General features: G+C 56.9%; 13 protein-coding genes. 10 read left to right on the top strand and 3 right to left on the bottom strand.

The annotated features are described in order from the left end of the window. Positions 1–216: 216 nt before the first annotated feature. A complete protein-coding gene (locus SK58_RS13200; RefSeq protein WP_017693434.1) occupies positions 217–1,413 on the bottom strand; it encodes a sugar transporter in 1,197 nt (398 codons plus the stop codon). Positions 1,414–1,589: 176 nt separating this feature from the next. Between SK58_RS13200 and SK58_RS13195 the strand changes: the two genes are divergently transcribed. Both SK58_RS13195 and SK58_RS13190 read left to right on the top strand, forming a co-directional pair. Next, positions 1,590–2,378: a PhzF family phenazine biosynthesis protein gene (locus SK58_RS13195; protein WP_048220060.1), complete on the top strand. Its 789-nt coding sequence runs from the start codon at positions 1,590–1,592 to the stop codon at positions 2,376–2,378. Between the two features lie 22 nt (positions 2,379–2,400). After that, positions 2,401–3,213: a PhzF family phenazine biosynthesis protein gene (locus SK58_RS13190; protein WP_032619672.1), complete on the top strand. Its 813-nt coding sequence runs from the start codon at positions 2,401–2,403 to the stop codon at positions 3,211–3,213. On the opposite strand, the gene SK58_RS13185 is transcribed toward SK58_RS13190, so the two are convergent. After that, positions 3,210–4,088, bottom strand: coding sequence for a putrescine utilization regulator PtrR (locus SK58_RS13185; RefSeq protein WP_017382364.1), 879 nt, complete (start codon positions 4,086–4,088; stop codon positions 3,210–3,212). The two genes, SK58_RS13190 and SK58_RS13185, sit on opposite strands and share 4 nt — an antisense overlap. Positions 4,089–4,187: 99 nt before the next feature. Between SK58_RS13185 and sad the strand changes: the two genes are divergently transcribed. From sad to SK58_RS13145, 8 genes are all read left to right on the top strand, one after another. Next, the gene (gene sad, locus SK58_RS13180) at positions 4,188–5,570 is read left to right on the top strand and encodes a succinate-semialdehyde dehydrogenase (RefSeq protein WP_048220059.1); all 1,383 of its coding nucleotides are present in this window, start codon (positions 4,188–4,190) and stop codon (positions 5,568–5,570) included. Positions 5,571–5,697: 127 nt separating this feature from the next. Further along, the gene (locus tag SK58_RS13175; RefSeq protein WP_048220058.1) at positions 5,698–7,287 is read left to right on the top strand and encodes a methyl-accepting chemotaxis protein; all 1,590 of its coding nucleotides are present in this window, start codon (positions 5,698–5,700) and stop codon (positions 7,285–7,287) included. Positions 7,288–7,349: 62 nt separating this feature from the next. Then, positions 7,350–8,276: a glutaminase B gene (gene glsB, locus SK58_RS13170; protein WP_023303730.1), complete on the top strand. Its 927-nt coding sequence runs from the start codon at positions 7,350–7,352 to the stop codon at positions 8,274–8,276. Beyond that, a complete protein-coding gene (locus SK58_RS13165; RefSeq protein ID WP_003857163.1) occupies positions 8,276–8,638 on the top strand; it encodes a DUF4186 domain-containing protein in 363 nt (120 codons plus the stop codon). Before glsB ends, SK58_RS13165 begins: the two co-directional genes overlap by 1 nt. A gap of 58 nt (positions 8,639–8,696) precedes the next feature. Next, entirely contained in the window at positions 8,697–9,662 is a 966-nt protein-coding gene (locus SK58_RS13160) for a sensor domain-containing diguanylate cyclase (protein ID WP_048220057.1), read from the top strand. Positions 9,663–9,744: 82 nt separating this feature from the next. Then, entirely contained in the window at positions 9,745–10,272 is a 528-nt protein-coding gene (locus SK58_RS13155) for a GNAT family N-acetyltransferase (RefSeq protein ID WP_023296618.1), read from the top strand. Between the two features lie 117 nt (positions 10,273–10,389). Continuing rightward, positions 10,390–11,841, top strand: a complete 1,452-nt coding sequence (locus tag SK58_RS13150) for a tagaturonate reductase (RefSeq protein WP_048220056.1) — start codon at positions 10,390–10,392, stop codon at positions 11,839–11,841. A 201-nt stretch (positions 11,842–12,042) separates the two neighbouring features. Beyond that, positions 12,043–12,957, top strand: a complete 915-nt coding sequence (locus SK58_RS13145) for a bestrophin family protein (RefSeq protein ID WP_003857155.1) — start codon at positions 12,043–12,045, stop codon at positions 12,955–12,957. On the opposite strand, the gene SK58_RS13140 is transcribed toward SK58_RS13145, so the two are convergent. Beyond that, entirely contained in the window at positions 12,945–13,493 is a 549-nt protein-coding gene (locus SK58_RS13140; RefSeq protein ID WP_032619665.1) for a GNAT family N-acetyltransferase, read from the bottom strand. The genes SK58_RS13145 and SK58_RS13140 overlap by 13 nt on opposite strands. Positions 13,494–13,736: the final 243 nt, after the last annotated feature.

Below are 13,736 nucleotides of genomic sequence, written 5' to 3'. Positions count from 1 at the left end.
TCGCCTTACCCGGCCTACTCGCAATGGATATAATTCTTATGAATATAAAGCGATGCGTCTTCTGCAACCACTCCTCTGGCAACGAGAATCGGTATCTATGATTGTCAGACCAAAATGACAGATGAAAGATTCCGTTATCTTGGCGGTGATGAAGAACACGGATATTAATGCTTCGTAGGCCGGGTAAGGCGAAGCCGCCACCCGGCATAACAAACGTCAACCGTGGCTGGACTGTTCTTCCATCGCGACCGGCCATTTACGGAAGATAAGCACCGACCAGATCAGCGCGATCAGCGCCGGAATCGCCCCGAGATAACCAATGGCCGACATCGATACATGCAGGCTGATCTGATTTCCCACCAGCGCACCGGCTCCAATCCCCAGATTAAAAATCCCGGAGAAGAGCGACATCGCTACGTCCGTGGCGTCCGGGGCCAGCGCCAGCACTTTGACCTGCATTCCCAGACCAATAATCATGATTGCCACGCCCCAGAACAGACTGAGGATCGCCAGATGACTCTCGCTGCCTGCCGCAGGCATCAGTAACAGCAGGCATGCCAGCAGCAGACCAATCGCACTGCTTACCAGCGCAGACGCGTGCTGATTGCCCAGCTTCCCGAACAGGATGCTGCCGATAATCCCCGCGCCGCCCAGGATCAGCAGCAGAACGGTGGCGAAGTTAGCGCTAAAGCCCGCCACAACCTGAACAAACGGCTCAATATAGCTGTAGGCCGTGTAATGGGCGGTCACCACAATCACGGTCAGCAGATAAATGCTCATCAGCGCCGGTCGACGCATCAGCAGCGGCAGACTTTTCAGCGAGCCGGAGTGTTCGCTGGGCAGTTTTGGCAGCAGTTTGATCAGACACACCAGGGTGATCAGCGCCCCCATGCCGATGGCAAAGAAGGTGGTGCGCCAGCCGAAGTATTGTCCCACAATGCGCCCGATCGGCAGGCCTAACACCATCGCCAGCGCCGTACCGGTGGCAATCAGGCTCAGCGCCTGGGCGCGTTTTCCCGCCGGAGCCAGACGAATGGCGAGGGACGCGGTGATCGACCAGAAAACGGCATGGGCAAACGCGATGCCGACGCGGCTGATGACCAGCACGGTAAAGTTCCATGCCATAAATGACAGCACATGGCTGGCAATGAACACCACAAACAGCCCAATCAGCAGCTTACGGCGTTCCATCTGGCTGGTCAGCAGCATAAACGGCAGCGACATCAGCGCCACCACCCATGCATAGATGGTCAACATAATGCCAACCTGTGCCGTTTCCATATGGAAGCTGGCGGCGATGTCGGACAACAGCCCAACCGGAACAAATTCCGTGGTGTTGAAAATAAACGCTGCGATGGCGAGCGTGACCACGCGTAGCCACGCGACCCTGCGGGAAACCGTGTGTGTTGTCATAGGGATATCTGGGATTCGTTGCCTGAAAGATGAGGAGACGATCTTAAAGCCTTAAACGGCGAAAACTCAACCGTTATGTGATATGAATCACAAAATTTACCTTCATGCAGCGGTAGCGAACGGGGTTGTTTTCATCGAAGATAAAGAACAACACAACAAAAACAGGCGGTAACACGATGCAGGAGATTGATTTTTATCTGGTAGATGCGTTCAGCGCGTCCTCCTTTGGCGGCAACCCGGCGGCGGTGTGCCCGCTCGACGCGTGGCTGCCGGATGAGATGTTACTGCGGATGGCACAACAGCATAACCAGTCGGAAACCGCGTTTTTTGTGTGTACCAAAGGGGGGATCGAGTTGCGCTGGTTCACCACGCTCACCGAGGTTAATCTCTGTGGTCACGCGACGCTTGCCGCGGCGTATGTTCTGTTTAACGAACTGGATTATCCGGACTCACGCCTTCATTTCGACACCGCCTCTGGTCGCCTGACCGTCAGCCGTGACGGTGACTGGATGACGCTGGACTTCCCGGCCTGCCCGACGCAGGCACAGACGCCGCCACCGGAGATGCTCACCGCACTCGGTATCAGCCACTACGTCGAGGCGCGAAAAGGCCGCGCCTGGGTGCTGGTACTGGAAAGCCGCGAGCAGGTTGAAGCCCTTAATCCGGATTTCTCCGCCATGACGCCGGGCGAGCATAAAGTGGCCGTCACTGCCCGGGACGAGGGGGAATACGACTTTGTCAGCCGTTTCTTCTCGCCAGGCGTGGCCGTGCCGGAAGATCCTGTCACCGGCTCCGCGCACACCATGCTGATCCCGTACTGGAGTGAACGGCTTGGCAAAACACAGATGTTTGCCCGCCAGGTTTCTGCCCGTGGTGGCGACGTACGCTGCGAACTCAAAGGCCACCGCGTGCGGATGGGCGGGCAGGCGGCACTGTATCTGAAGGGCACAGTATTTCTGCGCTGAACAAATCTAAGAGGAACCAACGATGCAGGAAATTGATTTTTATCTGGTAGATGCCTTCAGCGACAGGGCGTTCGGCGGCAATGCGGCGGCGGTGTGTCCGCTGGAAGCGTGGCTGCCGGATGAGACGCTGCTGAAGATGGCGAAGCAGCATAATCAGTCAGAGACGGCGTTCTTTGTCCGAACGGATAACGGGTTTGAACTGCGCTGGTTTACCACGCAGGATGAAATTAACCTCTGCGGCCACGCAACCCTCGCGGCTTCTCACGTTATTTTCGAATACCTGGATTATCCGCATACGGAAATCACCTTCACCACGCGCTTTGTCGGCGATCTGACGGTACAACGCAGCGGCGACTGGCTGACGCTTAATTTCCCGGCGTGGTCAACCGAGGTTGTTGATACTCCACCCGCAGTGCTGTTCAGCGCGCTGGGCATTAACGCAGCAGACGAGGTGCGTGTGGGGCGTGACTACATGGTGGTGCTCGACAGCCAGCGGCAGGTGGAAGCGCTGACGCCGGATATCGCGGCTATGCTCCCGCTGGGGAAAATGGTCTGCGTTACGGCGCCGGGGGATGAGTATGATTTCGTCAGCCGCTTCTTCTGCCCGGGGGAAGGGGTGCCGGAAGATCCGGTGACGGGATCAGCTCACAGCATGCTGATCCCGTACTGGAGTGAAAAGCTTGGTAAAACGCAGATGTCGGCCCGCCAGGTCTCCTTGCGCGGCGGGGATCTGCGCTGCGAGCTGAAAGGCGACCGCGTGCTGATTGGCGGGCAGGCCACGCTGTATATGAAGGGAAAAATTTTCCTTCGACTCCAGGACTACGTTCATCATTAACAACTGGGCGCTGGTGGCTGACGCTCGTTCAGCAGCGCGATAAACGCCTCAAGCTGGCGGGTCATCGCCCCGCGTCGCCACACCAGCCAGGTGGTGAGCCAGCGCCAGTTTTCCGCCAGCGGCCACGCCGCCACCTGATGATGGCCCGGCATGCTCTCCAGCATGGAGCGGGGCATCAGCGCAATGCCTGCCCCGGCAATCACGCAGGCGAGCATCCCGTGATAGGACTCCATCTCATGGATCCTTCCCGGCGTGACGCGGTCGGCATGGAACCAGCTCTCCAGATGACGCCGGTAAGAACAGTTGGCGCGAAAGGCATACACGTCGCTGCCGCTCACCTGCGTGGCTTTTGATACTTCCGCGTGACCCGCAGGGGTGACCAGCATCATCTCTTCCCGGTAAACCGGCATCCCTTCCAGTTCCGGATGCGAGAGCGGCCCGTCGACAAAGGCGGCGCTGAGCGTCCCCTCAAGCACGCCGTCAATCATCGTACCGGAAGGTCCGGTGGACAACGCAAACTGAATGCGCGGGTAGCGCTGGTTAAACCGCGCCAGACTTTCCGGAATGCGCACGGCGGCGGTACTTTCCAGCGCGCCGAGCGAGAATAATCCCTGCGGTTCATCCCCGGCGACGACCATTCGCGCTTCGTCGACCAGCGCCAGGATCTGCTTGCTGTAGCGCAAAAAATTGTGCCCGGCGGGGGAAAGCCGCAGGCGCTGATTCTCGCGAATAAACAGCTCCACGCCGAGGTCCGCTTCTAGCTGTCGGATGCGGGTGGTGAGGTTTGACGGCACCCGGTGTACCTTCTGCGCCGCCTGGGTAATGCTGCCGGTCAGTGCGACGGCGTTAAACATCTCAAGCTGAGTTAAGTCCATACCGTTCTCGATTCGTGAATAAGGTGATGAGTATTATTCATTTTTAAGAAATAGCAGAGTAGGCCACAATCAATCAACTGTTATTACGTGGAGAACATCATGACCTATTCATCTGCTACCCATGCCCACTCTGTCAACCCGGCTACCGGCGAAACGCTGGCTGCTTACCCGTGGGCAACGTCCGGTGACGTTGAGCGTGCCATTGCGCAGGCGGATACCGGTTTTCGTCAGTGGCGACGCGAAAGCGTGGCGCACCGGGCGCAAAAACTTCGCGATCTGGGTACGGCGCTGCGTAGTCGTGCGGAAGAGATGGCGCAGACTATCTCCCGGGAGATGGGCAAGCCCATTATGCAGGCGCGTGCGGAGGTGGCTAAATCCGCCAGCCTTTGCGACTGGTACGCTGAACACGGCCCGGCGATGCTGCACCCGGAATCTACCCAGGTCGATAATGCGGTGATTGAGTACCGCCCGCTGGGGCCGATTCTGGCTGTTATGCCGTGGAACTTTCCGCTGTGGCAGGTGCTGCGCGGTGCGGTGCCGATCCTGCTGGCAGGGAACAGCTATCTGCTTAAACATGCGCCAAATGTGCTCGGCTCGGCGGAGCTGATCGGGAAGGTGTTCGCGGATGCCGGTTTCCCGGAGGGGGCCTTTGGCTGGGTGAACGCGACGAATGACGGCGTCAGCCAGGCGATTAACGATCGTCGTATCGCGGCGGTGACCGTAACCGGCAGCGTTCGGGCTGGTGCGGCGATTGGCGCGCAGGCGGGCGCGGCGCTGAAGAAATGCGTGCTGGAGCTGGGCGGCTCCGATCCGTTTATCGTTCTGAACGATGCCGATCTGGATCTGGCTGTCAACGCGGCGGTGGCCGGACGTTATCAGAATACCGGACAGGTTTGTGCGGCGGCGAAACGCTTTATTGTGGAGGCGGGCGTGGCTGACGCCTTTACCCAACGCTTTGTTGACGCGGTCAAGGCGCTGAAGATGGGCGCACCGGATGAGGAAGATAACTATATTGGCCCGATGGCGCGATTTGATCTTCGCGATGAACTGCATCAGCAGGTGCAGGCTACGCTGGCGGAAGGGGCGACCCTGCTGCTCGGCGGAGAGAAGCTTGCCGGGAGCGGTAACTATTATGCCCCAACCGTACTCGGCGGCGTCACCCCACAGATGACGGCCTTCCGTCAGGAGCTGTTTGGCCCGGTCGCCGCAATTACCGTCGCGAACGATGCGGCGCACGCGTTGCAGCTGGCTAACGACAGCGATTTTGGCTTATCGGCGACGGTCTTTACCGCGAACGATGCGCTGGCTGAAACCTTTGCGCGCGAGCTGGAGTGTGGCGGGGTGTTTATCAACGGCTACAGCGCCAGCGATGCGCGCGTTGCGTTTGGCGGGGTGAAGAAGAGCGGCTTCGGGCGAGAGCTTTCTCATTTCGGTCTGCATGAGTTCTGTAATGTGCAGACGGTGTGGAAGGATCGCGTCTAGTCTTGTTGCCGGGTAAGGCCAGGCCGCTACCCGGCAGTTCACGTTTCCTGTCATTTTTGCGTAATGGTTCTGTCATTTTCGTTTCGTAGACTCGCTCGCGTCTAACGTATTGTTACAGAAGAAAATTATGAACCTAACGCAAATTTTTCGCCGTCTTGCGCCGCGCTTTATTCCTCGTCAGTTTGGCCTGCTGACCGGCATCTTTTGTATTATTGGCCTTTTCTCCGCCCTGCAACTCTCTTCCTCCTTCCTGCTCACCGCCTCCCTGAATCAAGCCCAGCGTAACGAACAGCGCAATCAGCTGGCCTGGCAGCAGCAGAGCAGGCTGGATCAGGCCCGTATTTCCCTGCTGGCGGCCAGCGATCTGCTCAACCGCGCCGGCGTGTACTTTATGCAGGATAAAGAGACCGGCTCGGAAGGGAGCTGGCATAGCCTGATGGACGAGGCGCAAAAATCCCTGGCGGCGTCACAGCAGGCATGGCAGGCCTGGCTTGCGCTTAACCCGCCGAAAGACGACGGGCTGGTTAACAGCTATCAGCTGTTTTTCGACGCCATCCGGGAGCAGGCGGAGGGGCTGGTGAAAACCAACAGCATTGACCTCTTTTTCGCCGTACCCGCCCAGGCGTTTCAGACCGATTTTAATGACAACTTCGCACGCTATCAGCAACGGAGTGAGAAGCAGACGATACAGGGGCGTCAGTCGCTCATGGAACAACTCTCAGGTCTGCAACGGCTGTTCCTGTTTGCGCCGCTGGTGCTACTGGCCATTGCCATAGCCGTCTGGCTCGGAATGGCGAAGTGGGTGATATCCCCGCTACGCCGTCTGATTATCCATATTAACCAGCTTGCGGCAGGGGATTTGTCAGGCACGCCGCCTGACGTTGTGCGCTTTAACCGTGAAATCAGCCAGCTCAGCGGCAGTATTACCGCCATGCAGCGCGGGCTCCAGCAACTGGTGACCCAGGTCAGCGAGGCCACTACCTCCATGGTTGAAAATATCGGATCGCTTGCGCAGGGGAATCAGAAGCTTTATCAGCAGTCTACGCGACAGGCCAAAGAGCTGGAGGAGGTGACCGCACACATCGCCGATCTCGAAACCCACGTTGAGGGGAACACGGGTTATGCAAAACTCGCCCGCTCGCGCGCGGATGAAGCCCGACAGGCTGCCGCTGGGGGGGAGCAAATGATGTCAGCGGTGAATGGCTCGATGCAGACGATCGTCGACCGATCCTCAGAGATGCGCGGGATCGTCGCGATGATCGACAGCGTGGCGTTTCAGACCAACATTCTGGCCCTCAATGCTGCCATTGAAGCCGCCCATGCAGGAGAGCAGGGGCGCGGATTTGCGGTGGTTGCCCGGGAAGTGGGGCTGCTGGCCCGAAAAAGCAGTCACTCTACGCAAACCATTCAGGCGCTAATTAACCACTCGCTACAGGGCATTGAAGAAGGTTCTCAGGTGGTAAACCGTCTGGAAGAGAATTTGCAACAGGTCACCGGGCTGGTGGCGAATCTGAGCAGCCTGCTGAATGATATTTCGCTGGCTACCCTGAATCAGGGGGACAGCATTCATCAGATGACCCGTCAGCTTCAGGCGCTGAATCAGGTATCGCGTCGGACAGATGTGCTGGTTAGCGAAGCGTCAAATGCCTCTGAGCGCCTGCATCAGCAGTCCGATCTTTTGTTGCAGGCCGTCTCGCGTTTTCGTCTCCCTGCCTGACGTGACGTATAAGCGTCTGTTATACTCGCTGCCCGTTTTAGCCTGAGGGCAAGGAGCAAAGTGTGGCTGCGGTCATCCATAATGAGATGCTGGACGAGATTCTGGCGCAGGTTCGTCCGTTACTGGGGCAGGGTAAGGTTGCCGATTACATTCCCGCGCTGGCTTCGGTCAGCGGTAATAAGCTCGGTATCGCCATTTGTACTGTCGACGGTCAGCGTTTTCAGGCGGGAGACGCGCTTGAGCGCTTTTCGATTCAGTCGATCTCAAAAGTGCTTAGCCTCGTTGCCGCCATGCGCCAGTATGACGAGCAGGAGATCTGGCAGCGGGTGGGCAAAGATCCGTCCGGTCAGCCGTTCAACTCCCTTCTCCAGCTGGAAATCGAACAGGGTAAGCCGCGTAACCCGTTTATTAACGCCGGGGCGCTGGTGGTGTGCGATATGCTGCAAAGCCGGCTGAGCGCGCCGCGCCAGCGGATGCTCCAGATTGTGCGGCAGCTTTCCGGCGTGCAGGACATCGCCTACGATCCGGTGGTAGCGCGCTCTGAGTTTGAACACTCTGCACGTAACGCCGCCATTGCCTGGCTGATGAAGTCCTTCGGCAACTTTCATAATGACGTCGCCACGGTGCTGCAAAACTATTTTCATTACTGCGCGCTGAAGATGAACTGCGTCGAACTGGCGCAGACTTTTCTGTTTCTGGCGCATCAGGGCCATGCCCCGCATCTGGGCGAGGACGTTGTCTCCCCGATGCAGGCCCGGCAGATCAACGCCTTAATGGCAACCAGCGGGATGTATCAGAATGCCGGGGAGTTTGCCTGGCGCGTGGGGCTGCCGGCAAAATCCGGCGTTGGCGGTGGGGTCGTGGCGATTGTCCCTCACGAGATGGCGATTGCCGTCTGGAGCCCGGAACTGGACGAGACCGGAAATTCACTGGCGGGCGTGGCGGCGCTGGAACAGCTGACCAAACGCCTTGGACGGTCCGTATACTGATGTCCACGTTAGATCCTCTGTTCGCGCGCCTGGCTCGCTCCACGTTCCGTTCACGATTTCATTTAGGGACGAAAGAGCGGCAATACTGCTGGGATAAGGGCGCGGAGACTATCGATAAGCATGCTGCTGATTTTGTCGCCGCGCGGCTGGCGCCTGCACACCCGGTGAATGACGGTAAGCAGACGCCAATGCGCGGCCATCCGGTTTTTATCGCCCAGCATGCCACGGCAACCTGCTGTCGGGGCTGTCTGGCTAAGTGGCACGCTATCCCGCAGGGCGTGCCGCTGAGTGCGCAGCAACAACAGTATATCGTCAACGTAATCCATCATTGGCTGGTCATAGAGGTAAATCGTGCCTCCTGAACTGACAATGTCTCTGTTTAAGCTACGCTTTTACTAATGCTCAGCGTCAGGAGACGTTATGAAGGCACCTCAAATTCCCGTGAATGAAGCGGAGCGCATGAATGCTCTGCGCGAGTCCGGTCTGCTTGAGATCGACAATTACCCCGCGTTTGATCGTCTTACTCGGCTGGCAACACGCTTTTTCAGGGTGCCGCTGGCGATGATTACGCTGGTGGATGACCACGCCGCGATCGTGAAGTCTGCCGACGGCCAGGTACCTGCCACCCAGCCTCGCGATCTCTCGTTTTGTGGTCATACGATCCTGGGTGACGCGCCGCTGGTGGTGAGTGACACGCAGCTGGACGAACGCTTTGCGGATAATCCGCAGGTGGTGGGAGATCCGGGCGTGCGCTTTTACGCCGGTTTCCCGCTGCGTTTACGTGACGGGGCGTGCGTGGGATCGTTGTGTCTTATTGATTACGCGCCTCGTGAGTTTACCGCGGCGGATGCCGCCGTACTGGCCGATCTCAGCGCGCTGGCAGAGGATGAATTTGCGGCCGTTAGCGCGGCCACAACCGATGAACTCACGGGGCTGTTTAACCGTCGCGGGTTTAACCAGTTTGCGCAGTTTGCACTGTCGGTTTCGCAGCGTCGGGCAGAACCCTTAACCCTTGGCTGGCTGGATCTGGACCATTTCAAAACCATTAACGATCGCTTCGGACATCAGGAGGGGGACAAAGCTCTGAAAGCGATGGCCGCCCTGATGCGTTCCTCGTTCCGCGAGGCCGATCTGCTGGTACGTTTCGGGGGAGATGAGTTCGCGGTGCTGTTTGCGGATACCGATGAGCCTGGCGCCTGGATCGCCATGCAGTATCTCGTGGAACAAACGGAAAAGTATAACGCGCGTCAGCTGCATCCCTGGTCGTTACAGTTCTCCTGGGGGCTGAGCGAGTTCGATCATCACCGCAACGATATGCAGGCATGGCTAAAACACGCGGATGCGCAAATGTACGCCATGAAGCGGCAACACCACGGCGAAAAATGACATAACAAAATCCTATGTCATCGCTTATTGCGTTACAAAAATGTTAATAGCAAAGTGGAGAGATTCAACCTAAGGACGCGAAATGAACTCTCCCATGCTGATTAAACCTCTCTCCCGGCAGGACATCCTCACCCACATCGATGCCCTGAACGATATCCTGGTCAACTGTGTCAACGGCGGCGCCTCCGTCAGCTTTATGCTGCCTTTTTCTGCCGGGAAAGCCCAAACCTTCTGGGTCGGCGTCGCAGACAGCGTCGGGCGCGACGAGCGTACCGTCCTGGGCTGTTTTGATGCGGAGCAGGGGCTGGTTGGCACGGTCCAGCTGATCACCGATCAGCCTGAAAACCAGCCGCACCGTGCAGATGTCGCGAAACTGCTGGTTCATGAGAACGCGCGCCGTAAAGGGGCGGCAATGGCGCTGATGGAAGCCCTGGAGGCGGTTGCACGTGAAAAAGCGCTTACGGTACTGGTGCTTGATACCTCAACCGGCAGCGGCGCGGAGACGTTTTACCAGAGAGCAGGCTGGCAAAAGGCGGGGGAGATCCCACGCTACGCCCTGATGCCGAACGGGGACATGACGGCGACCTCGGTGTTCTATAAATTTCTGTGATTATTTTTCACCATCGCGTCCTGAGTTGATCCAGACAGGGGTTATGGTCCTGAAGTTTTGATAAGTTATCACACCAATCTTATCAGGCTGTATGACTAATCATAAAGGACCTCCATTGTGAACACACTCAACCGTCGTGATTTCCCCGGTGCGCGCTATCCTGAACGTATCATCCAGTTTGGCGAAGGTAACTTCCTGCGCGCGTTCGTTGACTGGCAAATCGACCTCTTAAACGAGCATACCGATCTCAATGCCGGTGTGGTGATTGTGCGGCCGATCCAGAGCGATTTTCCCCCGTCGCTGAGCACCCAGGATGGCCTGTATACCACGATTATTCGTGGTCTGAATGAGCAGGGGGAAGCGGTAAGCGATGCGCGTCTTATTCGTTCCGTGAACCGTGAAATCAGCGTCTACAGCCAGTACGATGAATTTCTGAAGCTCGCCCATAACCCGGACATGCGGTTTGTCTTCTCCAATACCACGGAGGCGGGGATCAGCTATCACGCGGGGGATAAGTTTGACGATGCGCCAGCTGTCAGCTATCCGGCCAAACTGACGCGTCTGCTGTTCGAGCGCTTTACCCACTTTAACGGGGCAGCGGATAAAGGCTGGATTATCATTCCTTGCGAACTCATCGACTACAACGGCGATGCCCTGCGTGAACTGGTGCTGCGCTATGCACAGGAGTGGGCGCTGCCGGCGGCATTCATTACGTGGCTGAATGATGCTAACACCTTCTGCTCGACGCTGGTTGACCGCATTGTTACCGGCTATCCGCGTGATGAGGTGGCAGAGCTGGAAGCCGGGCTGGGCTATCACGACAGCTTCCTCGACACGGCGGAACATTTCTATCTGTTTGTTATTCAGGGGCCGAAATCACTTGCAGCTGAACTGCGCCTGGATAAATACCCACTCAACGTCCTGATTGTTGACGATATCAAACCGTATAAAGAGCGTAAGGTGGCGATCCTCAACGGCGCGCACACGGCGCTGGTTCCGGTCGCTTTTCAGGCCGGCCTGGATACGGTGGGGGAAGCCATGAACGACGCGGAAATTTGCGCGTTCGTAGAGAAGGCTATTTATGAGGAGATTATTCCGGTCCTGGATCTGCCGCGCGACGAGCTGCACTCCTTCGCCAGTGCCGTAACGGGGCGTTTCCGAAATCCGTACATTAAGCATCAGCTGCTGTCGATTGCCCTGAACGGGATGACCAAGTACCGCACCCGCATTCTGCCGCAACTGCTGGCAGGGCAGAAGGCGACCGGCAAACTGCCAGCACGTCTGACCTTTGCTCTGGCGGCGCTGATTGCATTTTACCGTGCCGAGCGCAACGGTGAGCGCTATCCGGTGCAGGACGATGCGCACTGGCTTGAACGTTACCAGCAGTTGTGGACGCAACATCACGACAAACAGGTCACTACCCGTGAACTGGTATCGTCAGTGTTAAGCGTGAGCGAGCACTGGGAACAGGATCTCACTCTGGTGAACGGACTGGTAGACCAGGTTGCGCTGGATCTGGATGCAATTTTAAGCAAAGGCATGCGCGATGCGGTAAAACCGCTCTGCTAACCATAATGCCCGGCGTTGGCCGGGTTTTTTAAAGACCCTGTTTAGTTACAACATACTATACGTTCTTTTTTTAAAAAGCACATGCAGCACCGTGCGGTTGAGGCTTAACAGGTCAGAAAATGCAATGAACTATTAACATGCTTGCAACCGTGAGGGGGATCACGTTTAATAGCCGCGCTCTTTACTTTTCTGAAGCTGATTATGATTGTTCGTCCTCAACAGCACTGGCTGCAACTGATTTTTGTCTGGCATGGTTCGGTACTTCCCAAAATTTATACCCGACTGCTGCTTAACTTCCTGCTTTCCATCGCCGTGATTGTCATGCTGCCGTGGTACACCTCGCTGGGTATCCGGTTTACCGTCGCGCCGTTCAGCATTCTGGGCGTGGCTATCGCCATCTTCCTGGGATTTCGCAATAACGCCTGTTATTCGCGCTACGTTGAGGCGCGTCTGCTTTGGGGGCAGTTGATGATAGCGGCGCGCTCGCTGTTTCGCGAGGTAAAAAACACCTTGCCGGATGATAAACATCTTGGAGAGTTTGTCCGCCTGCAAATCGCGTTTGCTAACTGTCTGCGTATGACCCTGCGCAGAGAAACCAATGCCGATCAGCTGTCCCGCTATCTGGCTCCTGACGATTTACGCAAAGTGATGGACGCCAACTCGCCGGCGAACCGTATCCTGCTGATCATGGGGGAGTGGCTGGCCGTACGGCGGCGTAGCGGGCACCTTTCAGACATTCTGTTTCACAGCCTCAACAACCGCCTGAATGATATGTCCATCGTGCTGGCTGGCTGTGAGCGTATCGCCAATACGCCAGTCCCGTTTGCCTATACGCTGATCCTGCACCGGACGGTGTATCTGTTCTGCATCATGCTGCCGTTTGCGCTGGTAGTTGATCTGCATTACATGACGCCCTTTGTCTCTGCGCTGATTTCCTACACCTTTATCTCGCTGGACACGCTGGCGGAAGAGCTGGAAGATCCGTTTGGGACAGAAGATAACGATCTGCCGCTGGACGCCATCTGCAACATGATGGAGCGCGATCTGTTGCAGATGAACGATGAAGAGAACATCCCTGAAAGACTGATGCCGGATAAGCATTATCAGCTGACCTGACGGGCATTCCACTCGTCGCGGGTGATTTCCCACAGCTCCGAATCCAGCAGGCCGCTGACATAGGCTTTCTTCTCCGTCCTGATGAGCCGCATGCCGCTGCTGTCTGAAATACGTCGGGAGCGGCTGTTGGCCGCCGCTTTCGGCGCGCGCAACACCGATTTATTGAGCGTATTGAACCAGTAATCCGTGGCCGCAATACTCGCCTCGCGCATATATCCCTGGCCCTGAAATTCCGGCGCGAGCCAGAAGCCCCGATTGTTGTCCTCCACGTCATACAGGCAAATCAACCCCATCAGTTCGTCAGGCGCTTCGCGACGGCGAATCGTCCAGAACCACGCAATCCCTTTGGCCATATCGGGCAGTGCAACGTTGTTGACATAATTTTCTGCACCGTTTTCCGGGTAGGGCCAGGGGACTGAAGCCACCATATAGCGGACAATCTCCCAGCGCGGATAGCGTTGCTGGATCTGGACGGCATCGGCGGCAACAAGGGGTTTAAGTAATAAGCGTTCTGTCGTAAGCGTGGGTATCGTCATCCGGTGATCTCCATATTTGAGCGTTATCATTTGTTTGGGTTCTGATATTTCATCAATATCACATTCCAGTTGGTCGTGCTTTTGTTATTCAGATTTATCCATAAAGGAGTATGTAATGCCAAGAAAAGCCAGGCCCGAAGAAGCCGAAACACTCTGGCACGTCCGTAACGAAGCGATGCGCCATGGCTGTAAAATCTGTTACGACGCAGAAGTGATTGCGCGCTGGACGTCAGAAAAGATGCC

The sequence above is a fragment of the Enterobacter sp. BIDMC93 genome (assembly GCF_001037805.1).
GTDB classification, from domain to species: domain Bacteria; phylum Pseudomonadota; class Gammaproteobacteria; order Enterobacterales; family Enterobacteriaceae; genus Enterobacter; species Enterobacter hormaechei_C.
Note: the sequence above shows the minus strand (reverse complement) of the source record. Positions and strands in the feature narration are given on the sequence as shown.